Source organism: Streptomyces sp. NBC_00076, assembly GCF_045041235.1.
GTDB lineage: Bacteria > Actinomycetota > Actinomycetes > Streptomycetales > Streptomycetaceae > Streptomyces.
The window spans coordinates 2,768,124-2,782,913 of the sequence record NZ_CP108242.1 but is presented as its reverse complement, the minus strand read 5'-3'; the positions used below and the strand labels follow the sequence as shown (position 1 = coordinate 2,782,913).

15 protein-coding genes and 1 riboswitch are annotated in these 14,790 nt (G+C 72.0%); of the genes, 8 read left to right on the top strand and 7 right to left on the bottom strand.

The window, feature by feature from the left end; genetic code table 11:
- Window positions 1-34 precede the first annotated feature (34 nt).
- The 4 genes from pknB to thiO all read right to left on the bottom strand — a co-directional run bounded on the left by pknB (window position 35) and on the right by thiO (window position 4,442).
- Entirely contained in the window at window positions 35-1,969 is a 1,935-nt protein-coding gene (gene pknB / locus OHA64_RS12715; protein WP_405612253.1) for a Stk1 family PASTA domain-containing Ser/Thr kinase, read from the bottom strand.
- 239 nt (window positions 1,970-2,208) lie between these two features.
- Complete coding sequence (locus tag OHA64_RS12710; RefSeq protein ID WP_405612251.1) at window positions 2,209-3,003, bottom strand: thiazole synthase; 795 nt, start codon at window positions 3,001-3,003, stop codon at window positions 2,209-2,211.
- A 3-nt stretch (window positions 3,004-3,006) separates the two neighbouring features.
- Window positions 3,007-3,207: a sulfur carrier protein ThiS gene (thiS, locus tag OHA64_RS12705; protein WP_405612249.1), complete on the bottom strand. Its 201-nt coding sequence runs from the start codon at window positions 3,205-3,207 to the stop codon at window positions 3,007-3,009.
- On the bottom strand, window positions 3,204-4,442 hold the full coding sequence (thiO, locus tag OHA64_RS12700; RefSeq protein ID WP_405612247.1) for a glycine oxidase ThiO: 1,239 nt from the start codon (window positions 4,440-4,442) through the stop codon (window positions 3,204-3,206). The genes thiS and thiO overlap by 4 nt, the downstream gene beginning before the upstream one ends.
- Window positions 4,440-4,551, bottom strand: a riboswitch (TPP riboswitch). Its footprint overlaps the gene before it by 3 nt.
- A gap of 52 nt (window positions 4,552-4,603) precedes the next feature.
- On the opposite strand from thiO, the gene OHA64_RS12695 reads away from it, so the two are divergent.
- The 6 genes from OHA64_RS12695 (at window position 4,604) to OHA64_RS12670 (ending at window position 9,491) form a co-directional block, all read left to right on the top strand.
- Complete coding sequence (locus OHA64_RS12695; protein ID WP_405612245.1) at window positions 4,604-4,957, top strand: hypothetical protein; 354 nt, start codon at window positions 4,604-4,606, stop codon at window positions 4,955-4,957.
- A 28-nt stretch (window positions 4,958-4,985) separates the two neighbouring features.
- Window positions 4,986-6,227 carry an NAD(P)/FAD-dependent oxidoreductase gene (locus OHA64_RS12690; RefSeq protein WP_405612243.1) on the top strand — a complete coding sequence of 414 codons (1,242 nt, stop codon included), beginning with the start codon at window positions 4,986-4,988 and terminating at the stop codon, window positions 6,225-6,227.
- 63 nt (window positions 6,228-6,290) lie between these two features.
- Entirely contained in the window at window positions 6,291-6,662 is a 372-nt protein-coding gene (locus OHA64_RS12685; protein WP_362442167.1) for an Rv2175c family DNA-binding protein, read from the top strand.
- Between the two features lie 118 nt (window positions 6,663-6,780).
- Window positions 6,781-7,434, top strand: a complete 654-nt coding sequence (gene thiE, locus OHA64_RS12680; RefSeq protein ID WP_405612240.1) for a thiamine phosphate synthase — start codon at window positions 6,781-6,783, stop codon at window positions 7,432-7,434.
- Window positions 7,435-7,551: 117 nt separating this feature from the next.
- Window positions 7,552-8,475: a methylenetetrahydrofolate reductase [NAD(P)H] gene (gene metF, locus OHA64_RS12675; protein ID WP_405612238.1), complete on the top strand. Its 924-nt coding sequence runs from the start codon at window positions 7,552-7,554 to the stop codon at window positions 8,473-8,475.
- A gap of 56 nt (window positions 8,476-8,531) precedes the next feature.
- Window positions 8,532-9,491, top strand: a complete 960-nt coding sequence (locus tag OHA64_RS12670; protein WP_405612236.1) for a hypothetical protein — start codon at window positions 8,532-8,534, stop codon at window positions 9,489-9,491.
- Between the two features lie 28 nt (window positions 9,492-9,519).
- Here OHA64_RS12670 and OHA64_RS12665 read toward each other — a convergent pair whose 3' ends face one another.
- From OHA64_RS12665 to OHA64_RS12655, 3 genes are all read right to left on the bottom strand, one after another.
- Entirely contained in the window at window positions 9,520-11,022 is a 1,503-nt protein-coding gene (locus tag OHA64_RS12665; protein WP_405612234.1) for a phytoene desaturase family protein, read from the bottom strand.
- Between the two features lie 67 nt (window positions 11,023-11,089).
- A complete protein-coding gene (locus tag OHA64_RS12660) occupies window positions 11,090-11,704 on the bottom strand; it encodes a DUF4126 domain-containing protein (RefSeq protein WP_405612232.1) in 615 nt (204 codons plus the stop codon).
- 456 nt (window positions 11,705-12,160) lie between these two features.
- On the bottom strand, window positions 12,161-12,790 hold the full coding sequence (locus OHA64_RS12655; protein WP_405612230.1) for a TetR/AcrR family transcriptional regulator: 630 nt from the start codon (window positions 12,788-12,790) through the stop codon (window positions 12,161-12,163).
- Window positions 12,791-13,026: 236 nt separating this feature from the next.
- Here OHA64_RS12655 and OHA64_RS12650 point away from each other — a divergent pair, with 236 nt between their 5' ends.
- Together OHA64_RS12650 and OHA64_RS12645 are read left to right on the top strand one after the other, a co-directional pair.
- Window positions 13,027-13,593: an SAV_6107 family HEPN domain-containing protein gene (locus tag OHA64_RS12650; RefSeq protein ID WP_405612228.1), complete on the top strand. Its 567-nt coding sequence runs from the start codon at window positions 13,027-13,029 to the stop codon at window positions 13,591-13,593.
- Between the two features lie 225 nt (window positions 13,594-13,818).
- Window positions 13,819-14,589, top strand: coding sequence for a methyltransferase (locus OHA64_RS12645; protein WP_405612226.1), 771 nt, complete (start codon window positions 13,819-13,821; stop codon window positions 14,587-14,589).
- The last annotated feature ends 201 nt before the right edge of the window (window positions 14,590-14,790 follow it).

Genomic DNA, 14,790 nt, shown 5'->3' with positions numbered 1-14,790 from the left:
GCATCCAGGGTGTCATGCGGTCCGGTCCGCCCGGTCAGCGGATGGTGATCGTGATCGTCGACCCCTTGGGTGCGTTCTCCCCGCCCTCGACGGACTGCTTCTTGACGGTGTCGCCGAACAGTCCGAGCAGCCCGCGGTCCTTGTCGACCTCGAAGCCGGCGGCCTCCAGCTCGGACTGGGCGTCATCGACGTTGTCACCGACCACGTCCGGGACCTCGACCATCACCGGGCCCTTGGACAGCGTCAGCGTCACGGTGTCGCCCTCGGCGGCGGTGCTGCCGTCCCGCGGTGTCTGCCGGGCGACCTGCCCCTTGTCGTAGTCGGAGGAGTTGACCTGCTCGGAGGCGACCTTCACCTTCAGGCCCGCCTCCTGGAGGTCCGCCTTCGCGTCCTGGACGGACTCTCCGGTGACGTCCGGGACGTCGATCGGGCTGCCCTTGCTGACGGTGAGCGCGATCGCCGAGCCGGCCCGCCGCTCGGTCCCGGCCTTCGGGTTCGTGGAGATCACGAAGCCCCTCTCCACGTCCTCGCTGAACTCCCGGGTGACCATGCCCGGCTGCAGTCCGTCCTCCTTCAGCACGGACCTGGCCTTGTCCAGCCGGTAGTCCTCCACGTCGGGCACCTTCACGGTCTCGGGGCCGTCGGAGATGACGAGCCGCACCGAGGCGTTGTCCCGGATCCGGTCGCCCGGCGCCGGGTCGGTGGTGATGATCGTGCCCCGCTTCACGGTGTCGCTGTACTCGTGGTCGACCTTGCCGACGTCGAGCCCGGCCGCCTCCAGCCGGTCCTGGGCCTGCGCCTGGGTCTTCTCCAGCACGGACGGGACCTGGGTGAACTGGCCGGAGTTGATGTACCAGACGCCCGCGCCGACCCCGAGGACCAGCAGCACCGCGGCGATGAGCGCCACCAGGCGGCCCGGCGGGCGGGAACGGCGGCGCGAGGGCAGCGGAGGCCCGGACTCGAAGCGACTGGTGCGATGGAAAGTGGCCCCGGCGTCCTCGTCCTCGTTGACCGGCAGGGGGCGCGGCACGGTCAGCGAGCGCGGGATCACGCTCGTGCGGTCCTCGGTGCCGTCGTGCGCCACGGAGACCGCCTGCGGCGGCACGGCGTCCAGTTGGTCCGGGCCGAGCCCGGCACGCGCCTCCCGCGCCTGCGCGAGCAGCGCGACCGCGTCGTACGGGCGGATGTCGGGATTACGGGCCGTCGCGGACGCGACCAGCTCGTCGAGCTCGTACGCCAGCCCCGGCACGAGGGCCGAGGGCGGCGGCACATCCTCGTGGAGGTGCTTGTAGAGCACGATCGCCGGGGAGTCCCCGTCGTGCGGCTTCTCGCCGGTGAGCATCTCGTAGAGGACGACACCGCACGCGTACACGTCGACGCGGGGATCGGCGGCGCCCGGCTGCTCGATCTGCTCGGGGGCGAGGTACGAGACCGTGCCGAGCACGGCCCCGGTGGTGCTGGTCACGGTGTTCACGGACCGCACCAGCCCGAAGTCGGCGACCTTGACCCGACCGTCGTCCCCTATCAGGACGTTCTCCGGCTTCATGTCCCGGTGTACGAACCCCGCGCGGTGCGCGGCGCCGAGCGCCGCCAGCACCGGCTCGAGGATGTCGAACGCGGCCCTCGGCTGCAACGCCCCGCGGTCGCGCAGCACGTCGCGCAGGGTGCAGCCGGCGACGTACTCCATCGCGAGGTAGACGTACGACCCGTCGGTGCCCTGGTCGAAGACCTGTACGACGTTCGGGTGCGCCAGGCGGGCGACGGACTTCGCCTCGCGGATGAACCGCTCGACGAACGACGCGTCGGCTGCCAGCGCCGGATGCATCACCTTGAGTGCGAGAACCCGGTCCAGGCGGGTGTCCAGGGCCCGGTAGACCGTGGCCATCCCACCGACCGCGATCCGCGCGTCGACGCGATAGCGGCCGTCGAGCACCTGCCCGACCAATGGGTCCTGAAGGGTCGTATCCACGCAGGTGAGTGTACGAGCCATGACTGACACGACCGCCGGTTCGGCCAGGATCGAGGCGGGACTGCAGCGGACCTGTGACGCAACCCACAGCGCCACAACCGCCATCGGAGGTGCCCGCTACGGGAGCCGGCCGCCTCCTGACCGACGGGAAACAGGTGGTGAGCGGGAGAAAGGCGGGACGGATGCGGGGCGGAGGCGGGACGGGAATCCGGCGCGGGTCCCCACCCGTCGCGCGCCGCTCAGAACGCCGGCCGCTCCGGATCCAGTACCGCCAGGCCCTCCGTGGGAGACGACGGGTCCGCGAAGTGCCGCCGCGGGATCCGGCCCGCCCGCCGAGCCAGCCTGCCCGCCTCCACGGCGTGCCGCATGGCGTCGGCCATCAGCACGGGCTCCTGAGCCCGGGTCACCGCAGAGGCGAGCATCACCCCCGCACACCCCAGCTCCATCGCCAGCGCCGCGTCCGAGGCCGTACCGGCCCCCGCGTCCAGGATCACCGGCACGCGCGCGTGCTCGACGATCAGCTGGAAGTTGTGCGGGTTGCGAATGCCCAGCCCGGACCCGATGGGCGACCCGAGGGGCATGATCGCCGCGCACCCGACGTCCTCCAGCTTGCGCGCAAGCACCGGATCGTCGTTCGTGTACGGCAGCACCGTGAACCCGTCGTCGACCAGCGTCTCGGCGGCGTCCAGCAACTCGATCGGATCCGGCAGCAGGGTCCGCTCGTCCGCGATGACCTCCAGCTTGACCAGCTCCGTCCCGAGCGCCTCCCGCGCCAGCCGGGCCGTCAGCACCGCCTCACCGGCCGTGAAACAGCCCGCCGTGTTCGGCAGCACCCGGATGCCGAGCTTCTCCAGCACCGACAGCACCGAGCCGTGCGCGCCCGGATCGACCCGGCGCATGGCGACCGTCGTCAGCTCCGTCCCGGACGCGACCAGCGCCCGCTCCAGAACCTCCGGGCTGGGCGCGCCGCCCGTACCCATGATGAGGCGGGACGTGAAGGACGTACCGCCGAGGACAAAGGGGTTGTCGGCCATGGGTCAGCCTCCTTGGACTGCGGTGAGGACTTCGACGCGGTCTCCCTCGGCGAGGGATGTCGAGGCCCATCGCGCGCGCGGGACGACGGTTTCGTTGAGGGCGGCGGCCACTCCGGAGGGCGCCGCGGTGAGGGACCGCACGAGTGTGTCGAGGGCGGTGCCCGGGGCGACCTCCCGCCGCTCGCCGTTGACCGAGACGTTCATACGGGCTGCTCCGTGAGGACGGTGCTGAAGCGCTTGGGTGTGAAGGGGCGGGCCTCGTCCGGGAGTTCACCGGTGACCAGGGCGTGTGCCAGGGTGTCGCCGGTGACCGGCGTGAGCAGCACGCCGTTGCGGTAGTGCCCGGTGGCCAGCAGCAGCCCGTCGAGACCGGTCGGGCCGAGCAGCGGCGCGTTGTCGGGGGAGCCGGGGCGCAACCCGGCCCGGGTCTCCGTGAGCGGCAGCTCGGTGATCCCCGGGACCAGTTCGTGGGCGTCCCGCAGCAGCTCGTACACGCCGCCCGCGGTCACCGTGGTGTCCCAGCCCAGCTCCTCGCTGGTGGCGCCGACGACCAGCTCGCCGTTCTCCCTCGGCACCAGGTAGACCTGGCTGCCGCGCACCACCGCCCGAACCGTCCGGCTCAGGAACGGCGCGTACCGCTCGGGTACCGTCAGCCGCACCACCTGCCCCTTCACGGGCCGCACGGGCGGCAGGACGTCCTCCGGAACCCCGGTGAGGCGCCCGCTGAGACTGCCGGCCGCCAGCACCACCTGCCCGGCGCCCAGCACCACGCCCTCGCGCGTGACGACACCGGTCGCCCGCTCCCGTACCACCGACAGCCGCTCGGCCCAGGTGCGGTGGAACACGACCCCGGCCCGCTCGCAGGCGTCCACCAGGGCGTCGGCCAGCCGTCGCGGATCGATCTGGTGGTCGCCGTCGACCCGCAGCCCGCCGCGTACGCCCGGCGCGAGCATCGGCTCCAGGCGTCGGCACTCCCGCCCGGACAGCCACTCGGAGTCCAGCCCCGACTGCCGTTGCAGTGCGTGCAGTTCACGCAGGTGGGCGCGGTCGTCGGCGTCCAGCGCGACGGCGAGGGTGCCGCTGCGGCGGTAGCCGAGGTCACGGCCGGTGAGGTCGGTGAGCTCGGCGGCGAAGTCCGGATAGAGGCGGGCCGACTCCAGGTTCAGGCCGAGCAGGGTCTGCTCTCCGTAGTGCAGTTCCGTGACGGCGGCCAGCATCCCGGCCGCCACCCGGGCCGCCCCGCCTCCCGGTTCGGGGTCCACGACCGCCGTGGCGAAGCCGCGCTGCGCGGCCCGCCACGCGGTGACCAGGCCGATGATGCCGCCCCCGACGACCAGGACGTCCGAGATGCCCGACCGGACGTCCGAGGTGCCCGACGGGACGTCCGAGGTGCCCGACGGGACGTCCGAGGTGCCCGATGGATCTGGCGTACGCGACATGGGCGTCCAGCCCCTCCCTTCGCCGGCATGACCCGGATCAGGTTCGTACGGTCGGAGGCCGCCAGCCTCCCTCTCAGCCCGGTGCGTCCGGGCTCCCGCGAGTGCTTTACGTTGGCCACCCTAGCCCGACGTCCTCCGTCTCAGTAAGGGAGCCTCCACCCGTGCCGCGATCGCTCGACGGACTCACCCTCGCCCCGGTCGTCGACCAGGCCCCAGGTCAGGTGGGCACCCGCACCCGGTTCACGTACCACGAGAAGGACGGCGAGATCTGGGCCGAGTACGCGGGCGGGGACGTCGTCCGCGGGCACCTGGTGGGGACGCGCGAGGGCGACCGCCTGGACTTCCGGTACGTCCAGCTCAAGCACGACGGGACGACGTCCTCGGGGCACTGCGTGTCGACGGTCGTCGACCTGTCCGACGGTCGTGTGCGGCTGGAGGAGAGCTGGGAGTGGGAGTCGCAGCCCGGTAGCGGGACGAGCGTTGTGGAGCAGCTCACGGAGCATGCCCCTGACTGACTGTCCGTCAGTTGTCTATGGTGATCAGGTGAGCGAGCAGACGCAGGAACAGGGAACCTCCACGCCACGGCGTGTCGTCGTGGTGGGCGCGGGCATGGCGGGGGTACAGACCGCGGTCGCCCTGCGGGAACAGGGCTTCACCGGCACCGTGACCCTGATCGGCGCGGAGCCCCATCAGCCCTACGACCGTCCGCCCCTGTCCAAGGCCGTGCTGCTCGGCAAGGCCGAGGCCGTCGCCTTCGACGTCGACTTCGAGGCCCTGGGCATCGAACTGCGCCTCGGGCGCGAGGTGCTGGGCGTGCGCCCCGGCGCGCACCGGCTGGACACCGCCGAGGGGCCGGTGCCGTACGACGTCCTGGTCCTCGCGACCGGCGCCGAACCCATCCGGCTGCCGGGCGCGGAGACAGTGCCCGGGGTCCATCTGCTGCGGACCCTGGACGACGCCGAGCGGTTGCGCCCGGTACTCGCCCGGCAGCACGACATCGTGGTCGTCGGCGCGGGCTGGATCGGCGCCGAGTTCGCCACGGCCGCGCGCGAGGCCGGCTGCGCGGTGACGGTCGTCGAGGCCGCGGACCGACCGCTGGCCGGCGCGCTGCCCGCCGAGGTGGCCGCCCCGATGGCCTCCTGGTACGCCGACGCCGGTGCCGCTCTGCGCACCCACGCGCGCGTGGCGCGCGTCGAGCCCGGGGCCGTGCTCCTGGACGACGGCTCGCGGCTGCCCGCCGGCGCCGTGGTCGTCGGCATCGGCGCCCGCCCCGCCACGGCCTGGCTCGCCGGATCCGGCATCGCCCTCGGCGCCCACCGCGAGGTCGTCGCCGACGAGCGCCTGCACACCTCCGAACCGGACGTCTACGCGGTCGGTGACTGTGCGTCGTTCCCTTCGGGCAGGTACGGCGAGCGCCTGCTGGTCCATCACTGGGACAACGCACTCCAGGGGCCGCGCACGGTGGCCGCGAACATCGTCGGCGAGGCCACCGACGAACCCCCGGCCGTCTACGACCCGGTGCCGTACTTCTGGTCCGAGCAGTTCGGGCGCTTCGTGCAGTACGCGGGCCACCACGCGTCCGCCGACACCACCCTGTGGCGCGGCGACCCGTCCGGCCCGGCCTGGTCGGTGTGCTGGCTGCGGGAGAACCGCCTGGTCGCCCTGCTGGCGGTGGGACGCCCCCGGGACCTGGCGCAGGGGCGGCGGCTGATCGAGGCGGGGACGCCCTTGGACCCCACGCTGCTGGCCGACTCGGCAAGGCCCCTGAAGGCGGCCACGCCGTAGGAAAAACCGCAGGTCGGGCGCTGCTGGCTTCCGACTGTCAGTGCGAGATGGCACGCTTGTCCCGTGACCGAGATTGACGCAAAGATCGATGCTCTCGTACCCGCCTGGCTCACCCTCCCCGACATCGCAGAGATGCTCGATGTCGAGGTGACGCGTGTGCGACAGCTGGTCAAGGAGGGCCAGCTCATCGCCGTACGCCGTGGTGAGAACCGCGCGCTGCACGTCCCCGCGGCCTTCATCGACGGGGCCGAGCAGAAGGTCGTCAAGGGCCTCACCGGCACCCTGACGCTCCTGCGGGACGACGGCTTCACCGACGAAGAGATGCTCGAGTGGCTCTTCACCGCCGACCCGAGCCTGCCCGGAACCCCCGCACAGGCGCTGAGTGAGAATCGCGGCACGGAGGTGAAGCGCCGCGCCCAGGCGCTCGCCGTCTGATCCGAGCACGCTGCTGATCTGAACATCGCCCGACGTACGGGCCGTGGCCCACGAAGGCCACGGTCGTGGTCGACTGCGGCCCGCGGCCCGTACGCCATCCACCACGGGGGACCCACCCATGCCCGACAGCACCGCCCGCGCCCGGCTCGCCGACGCCAGGCTGTACCTCTGCACGGACGCCCGGAAGCGACAAGGCGACCTCGCCGGGTTCCTGGACGCCGCCCTGGCCGGCGGGGTCGACATCGTGCAGCTGCGGGACAAGGGCATGGAGGCGGCGGAGGAACTCGAGTACCTGAAGGTGTTCGCCGACGCCTGCGCCCGGCACGGCAGGCTCCTCGCGGTCAACGACCGGGCGGATGTCGCCCATGCCGCCGGCGCCGACGTCCTGCACCTCGGCCAGGGCGACCTTCCGGTGCCCGCCGCCCGCGCGATCCTCGGCGACGACGTCGTCATCGGCCGCTCCACGCACGCCGGGTCGGAGGCAACCGCGGCCGCCGTCCAGGAGGGCGTGGACTACTTCTGCACCGGCCCGTGCTGGCCGACCCCCACCAAGCCAGGCCGCCATGCCCCCGGCCTCGACCTGGTCCGGTACGCCGCCTCCGTCGGCACCGACCGACCCTGGTTCGCCATCGGCGGCGTCGATCTCGGCAACCTCGACGAGGTGCTGGAGGCGGGCGCCCGCAGAGTCGTGGTCGTCCGGGCGATCACGGAGGCGGACGACCCGGGAGCGGCGGCCGCGGAGTTCGCGAAGCGACTGCGCCAGGCCTGGTGACACCGCCCGGCCAGCTTGTATTACCTGTCCGTCCAATGGGTGGACAGTAAATAGACAAATCGGTCAAAATTCCGTGATCCGGTTGGGGGACCGCCGCACCCTGACTAACCTGCGGGTATGGCCCTCGGCACCGCATCAACCAGGTCGGACCACGCCCGCACCGTGCGTGACATGCTCGCGACCGGCAAGACGACGTACTCGTTCGAGTTCTACGCCCCGAAGACCCCGAAGGGTGAGCGGAACCTCTGGAACGCGCTGCGCCGGGTCGAGGCCGTGGCGCCGGACTTCGTCTCCGTGACCTACGGTGCGGGCGGTTCCACCCGCGCGGGCACGGTCAAGGCGACCGAGGCGATCGCCTCCGACACCACGCTCACCCCGATCGCCCACCTCACCGCGGTGGACCACTCGGTGGCCGACCTGCGCAACATCATCGGGCAGTACGCGGACGCCGGTATCCGCAACATGCTGGCGCTGCGCGGCGATCCGCCCGGCGACCCGATGGGTGACTGGGTGGCGCACCCCCAGGGCCTCACCTACGCCGCCGAGCTCGTCGAACTCATCAAGGCGTCCGGCGACTTCTGCGTCGGTGTCGCGGCCTTCCCCGCGATGCACCCGCGCTCCGCCGACTGGGACGTCGACGTGCGCAACTTCGTCGACAAGTGCCGCGCCGGCGCGGACTACGCGATCACGCAGATGTTCTTCCAGCCGGAGGACTACCTGCGGCTGCGTGACCGGGTCGCGGCCGCGGGCTGCGAGACCCCGATCATCCCCGAGGTCATGCCGATCGGCAGCGCCAAGACGCTGGCTCGGATTCCGTCCCTCACCAACGCGGCCTTCCCGCCCGCCCTGAAAGAGCGGATCCTCACAGTCAAAGACGATCCGGCGGCTGTACGCTCCATTGGTATCGAATTCGCCACGGAGTTCTGTGCGCGGCTGCTGTCCGAGGGAGTGCCCGGACTGCACTTCATCACGCTCAACAACTCCACCGCGACGCTGGAGATCTACGAGAACCTGGGACTGCACAACCCGCCCCAGGCCTAGACCGGTCGCACCGGCATACGACACACTGCGTAACGGCCACTGTGAGAGGGGCGTACATGGGCTGGACGGTCCTCTACATCGCGTTCGGCATCGTCGCGCTGTGGCTGCTGGGCGAGGTGTTGCTGCAGTACAAGGCACGCCTGCGCTGGCGGCTGCTCGCCTTCGCCGGCTTCCTCGGCGTCGTGCTCGGCGTGCTGATCCCGTCCGTGGTCGTCATCGCACTGGGTGCCGTTGCCTTCGCGATCGGCCAGACCTACGTCACGCTCTCCTTCCGCCGCGGCTTTGCGTCCGGCTGGGCGGTCAGCCGCCCGGGCGCCGACGTCAGTAAGCGGCGCCGCGGAAGGGACGACCGACAGGATCCGGCCCTGGAGGTCACCGGCCTCGAGGCGGCTGACGCGGGCTACGGCCGGAACGCCGACTTCGGCCAGGACGCCGGTGCCTACGGCGGTGACGACGAGTACGACCGCGACGACGTGTTCACGCCCGCCCGCCCCGTCGCGACGGCCGCCGAGAACACCTCCGTGTACGAGCCGCAGCCCCTGCCCGACGAAACCGGCTCCTACGGCATATACGACCCCGGGTACGCCGCCGCCGACGCGTCCTACGCCACCGCCGGTCAGACCCAGGACCAGTACGCGACGGCCGCCGCCGACCCGTCGTACTCCTACGACGGCTACACCGGCTACGACCAGCAGCAGTACGGCTACGACACATCCGGCCAGCAGCAGTACGCCGCCTACTCCGACCCGTACATCGGCACCCAGACCTACGACGGCGCCGCGTACGACACCTCCTACGGCGGCCAGCAGCAGTACGGGCAGCAGGGCTACAGCCAGGACCAGTACGCCACCGGCAGTTACGGCGACACCCCGGCCGGCGGGGTGTGGGTGCCGCAACAGCGCAGCACCGACGACCCCTACGGCGACTTCCCGCAGGAGCAGCAGCAGTACGGCCAGCAGGGCCACGACCAGAACCAGAACCAGGGCAACGGGTTCGACGAGCAGTACCGCTTCTAGAGCGTTCCGCGGCCGGGGTGTCACGCCTTCACTGGGAACCCCGGAACTCCGGCCCCTCCACGATGAGTCCGGCGACGAGCGCGCCCGACATTCCGGCGTGCGGGAGACCACCGCCCGGATGTGACCAGCCGCCGACGGTGAACAGGCCAGGTATCGCCGTGCTGTTGGACGGGTGCAGCAGACGGCCGTCCCCCGCGGCGAGCGCCGGTGCGGGAACGGCGCCGCCCTCCGCGCCCGTCGCGTCCGCGATGTCGGCCGGGGTACGGACCTCCTGCCACAGAAGGCGCTCGCGCAGCTCCGGTACGGCATGCTCGGCGGCCCTCGTCATGGCCTCGGTGTACCGGGCCACCACCTCCGGCTCGGGCCGACCGGCCGGCACCACGGAGGTGAGCGTGACGGCCTCGTGCTGCGTGTCCGGGACGAGCCCGGGGTCGTCCGGCCGCAGCACCGTGACCGTCGGGCGCCAGGGCGTCTCGGGAGCCGTGCCGAACAGGTGGTCCAACTCGCTCTCGCGGTCATCCGTGTGCACCACGGTCCGGTGCGCCGCCCCCTCCGGGCGCCCGCCGCGCAGCGCCAGCAGCACCGTCATCCGGCTCGGCAGTCCGCGCTGCGGCGGCACCTCTTCCGCGCCCCGTGCCTCCGTGCCGCGGACGACGCGGCTCAGCACCTCCGGCGCGACGCCGGCGACCACGAACTCGGCCTCCGCCACCTCACCGCCCGCGAGTTCCACTCCCGCCGCCCGACCGTCCTTCTCCCGTATCCCGGTGACCTCGGCGCCGAAGACGAACTCGACCTTCCTGGCCACGCACCGCTCATACACCGCGCGCGCCAACTCCCGCATGCCGCCGCGGACATACCAGGTACCGAAGGCGTGCTCCAGGTACGGCAGCACGGCCGCGCTCGCCGGGAGCGTTCGCGGGTCCAAGCCGTACGCCAGGGCGTGGCTCTCCAGGAGGGCAGCCAGACGGGGGTCGCGCAGTTCCCAGGTGCCGATCTCCGCGAGGGTCGTGGCCCTGCGGGTGCGCAGCAGGCGCTTGTGGGGGACCGCCGGATAGGGCTCGCGGTCGGCCAGCACCGACCAGTTCGGCCACAGCGGCTCCTCCAGGAGGGGCCGGCGGGTCCGGTCCCAGGCCTCCCGGGCCCGGACCAGGAAGTCGCCCCAGCGCTGCCCGGCGCCCGACCCGAGCGCCTCGTCGAGAGCCCCGACGACGCCCGCGCGTGAGGCGTTGGGCACGGACAACCGGGTGCCGTCCGCGAAGACGTGCCGTGCCGACGGGTCGACTTGAGTCAGCTCGACGCAGGCCTCGAGCGGCTCCTTGCCGGTCTTGACGAACAGGTCGCGGTAGACCGCGGGGAGGGGGAGGAGCCCCGGGCCCGTGTCGAAGGAGAAGCCGTCGCGCTCGTGGCGGCGCACCGCTCCGCCGTACGTCTCCGTACGCTCGTACACCGTCACCCGGTGGCCCGCGACGGCCAGCCGGGCGGCGGCCGCCATCGCGCCCGTCCCGGCGCCGATCACCGCAATCCGTGCCATGACCGCGACTCTATCGGCCGCCACCGACAATCCGGTCGCGGGCCTGTGACCAGCGATGTTCCCCGGCTCAGGGCGGCGGCTGCCAGGCCCCCGCCGCGAGCCGTCGCTCCTCACGCCGTCGGGCTCTGCGGCGCAGGAACCGCCGGATCCTGGAGACCAGGAAGCAGAGCACGACGAGTCCGGTGAGCAGCACCACGCCCGCGATGATCGCCGCGGCCATCGGATGGAACATCGCGAACGTGACGAGTACGCCGACCCCGAGGTCCTCGGCGAGACTCACCACGATGTTGCTGAACGGCTCCGGGGAGGCGTTGACCGCCATCCTCGTGCCGGCCTTCACCGTGTGGCTGGCCAGCGCCGTCGAACCACCGATCAAGCCCGCCGCCACATCGGACAGCGAACCGCTCTGCCCCGCCAGCAGCGCACCGACCCACGCACCGGCGACCGGCCGGATCACGGTGTGCGCCGCGTCCCACGCCGAGTCGACGTACGGGATCTTGTCGGCGACGGCCTCGCACAGGAACAACAGGCCCGCCACGACGAGCACCTCGGGGCGTTGCAGCGTCTCGGGGACGTCGTCGCTCAGTCCCGTCGCGCCGAACACGCCGAGCAGCACCACCACGGCGTACGCGTTGACGCCGCTGGCCCAGCCGCTGGTGAAGACCAAAGGGAGTACGGACACGGACGCGATCGTATCCAGTCGGCGACGCGGCGGCCTGGGCCCGCGTGCGCAGGTCTGAGTACACGTACCTAGGGGGTGAGTTGAGTACCCGCGCGGATGGGGGCCGACCTGGGTGAACGAGAGAGTAGGGGCACGGAAAAGGGGCGCGGCTCCGGCACCGGCGACACGGGGCGCCGGAACGGAGCGGCCCTGGATCCGCTCCTTCCGCCGGTCGATGCCGGCGGGAGCGAGGCACGGGGGGACCGGGGGACGGCCGAACGGGGGCCAACGGGGGCACGGGGAGCACGGGGGAAATCGGGGGAGCACGGGGGAAGCACAAGGGAGCGCCGGTTCGAGGTGGCCCGCGGGGGACGCGGCCACATCGGACCGGCGCTTTTGTGTCTCCGCTTTTGCGTCTCGGCTTTTGCGTGTCTGCTCTCGTGTTTCTGCTCTTGCGCGTCTCTTCGGGGGCCCTCCTCAGCGGCGCCCGCTCACCCGCCCCTGGAGCAGCCGGGACAGCGCCGCGTGCACGTCGTCCAGGGAGCGCTCCGGCTGGAACGCCTGCCAGTCCAGGGCCGCCACCAGCACCATGCCGACCAGCGCGGCCGCGGTGAGCTGGATATCGATCTCGTCGCTGAACTCGTCGTTCTCCACGCCCTCGCGCAGCACACCCTCGACCACCGCCACCGCCTGCTGACGGACCACCATGAGGGTGGACTGCCAGGCGCGGTTGGTGCGCCACAACTCCGCCACGTACAGCTGGGTGAAGGCCGGGTAGCGCTGGATGAAGACGAGACCCGCGCGGATCATCGCGTCGAGGGCGTCGACCTTGCCGCCGCCGCCCCGGTCGGTCCGCTCGGCCGCTTCCCGGAGGGAGGCGGTGAGCAGGCCCACTCCGTGCCGCAGCAGCTCTTCGAAGAGGACCGACTTGCTCGCGAAGTTGTAGTAGACGGTGCCCTTGGCGACCCCCGCGCGTTCGGCGATCTCGTCCACGGTGGTGGCGGAGAACCCCTGCTCGGCGATGAGTGTGACGGCCGCCTCGTAGAGCTTCTGCCGGGTGGCCTCGCGGCGTGTGCTGACACCCGGCGTGATGCTGCTGCTTTCCATGGTCCTGATTCTCACAGGAGCCGGGCTCCGAGGAGTCACCGAAGTACTCACAGGGTCAGCTCCGTGGGCAGTCGGGGCATTTTGTTGAACCGACTGGCCAGTGCAAGAAGTGACTCGAACCTTCGTTTGAAGCAAAAGGCCAGGTCACAACGGATTGTCAGTGCCATACCGCACGATGGGCACATACGGCATCCCGTATCAGGGCGTGCCGTCACACAGACGACAGGAGGTTCGTCATGGCCAGCTATCACGCAGCAGCCGCTCACCGGCGCCGCGCCACCGGCCCTGCCCCCTCACTGGCCGGCCCGGCGAGCGACGTGCACCCTGTGCTGCGCCGGACCACCGCTCCGCCGGCCGCCCTCGATCTGCTCGCCCAGGCCCGCGCCGGACTGGACGAGGCCACCGCCCTGGAAACGTCGAACGAGCGCTATGCGACAGCCCACCTGGCGGCCCTGCGCACCGCCGCCGCCGTGCTCGCCGCCCGGGGCCGCCCGGAGACCACGCCCCGACGCCGGGCCCGCATCCGGAGCGCGTGGGAAGTGCTCCCCGAAATAGCCCCCGAACTCGCCGAGTGGAGCGTGCTGTTCGCCTCCGGAGCCAGGCGCCGTGCCCGGGCCGAGGCGGGCATCCAGGGCGCGGCCAGCCGCCGCGACGCAGACGACCTGATACGTGACGCGGCGATGTTCCTGCGCCTCGTCGAGCGCATGCTGGTGCTCCAGCCCGTCCTGCCGCAGCCCCGCCAGGACACCGACCCGCCGGCGGACGGCGACCTCGCCGACCGTGACTTCCCGGACGCCGGCTGACTCGACGCCGGCTGACCCGAGGGCGGCGCGCCGCGAGGTGCGAGGGGACGTGCGGGAGGGTGCGGCACCGCGGTGACAGGCCGAGGCACCGGAGGCAATGCCGCGGCACCGGAGGCAATAGGGTGGGGAAGGCCTGAAGCCTTCTCCTCCCGTGCGCCGGGGCGGGGAGGCGCCCCGTTAGCTCCGCCGCGCAAGAGGCGGTGCCGCGCCGAGGAGTCAACTGCCGTGTCGGACCCGATGCGCCCCCGCGCCTCTCTCCGTACCGCCGTGGTCTGGGAGGTCCTCCAGGACGCCCTCGACCGTCGGGTCAAGGCCACGGGTCGGGAGTCGCTCGACGTCCTCGACACCGGAGGCGGCAGCGGCAACTTCGCGGTGCCCGTGGCCCGCCTCGGCCACCGCGTCACCGTCGTCGACCCCAGCCCGAACGCGCTGTTCGCTCTGGAGCGTCGCGCCGCCGAGGCAGGCGTCGCGGACCGCGTGAAGGGCGTCCAGGGCGACGCCCACGGCCTCTTCGACGTTGTCGAGCGCGGTGGCTACGACGCGGTGCTGTGCCACGGCGTCCTGGAGTACGTGGACGACCCCGCCGAGGGCGTCCGCAACGCGGTGGCGGCCCTGCGCGCCGAGGGCGTCCTCAGCCTGCTCGCCGCGGGCCTGGGCGGCGCCGTGCTCGCGCGTGCCCTCGCGGGCCACTTCAAGGAGGCCCAGCAGGCCCTCGGCGACCCGAACGGCCGCTGGGGCGACAGCGACCCCGTGCCGCACCGCTTCACCACCGAGCAGCTCACCGGCCTGGTCGAGGGCGCGGGCCTCAGGGTCGCCGCGGTGCACGGCGTGCGGGTCTTCGCCGACCTCGTCCCCGGCGTGCTGGTGGACACCGAGCCAGGCGCCCTGGAGGCCCTGCTCAAGCTGGAGGAAGCAGCGGCCGAGCTCCCCGCATTCCACTCCGTGGCCACACAACTGCATGTGCTCGGTGAGGCCCGCGGGGCCGACGAGGCCTGAGCCGTCTCCGTGCCGGGCGGAGGGGTGCGTCGCTGATCAGGTACTTGTGTGCACATGGAGTACGCCACAGGCCACCCGATCGCGCGCCTCGCGCCGTATGATCGAGGGAGACCGCCCGGCATGACGGGTCGGCCGCTGGGGAATGGAATCTTCAGCGAGCCGGGACTTCATGGCGGGATCCGGTTGGCCAATTGGCGCAGA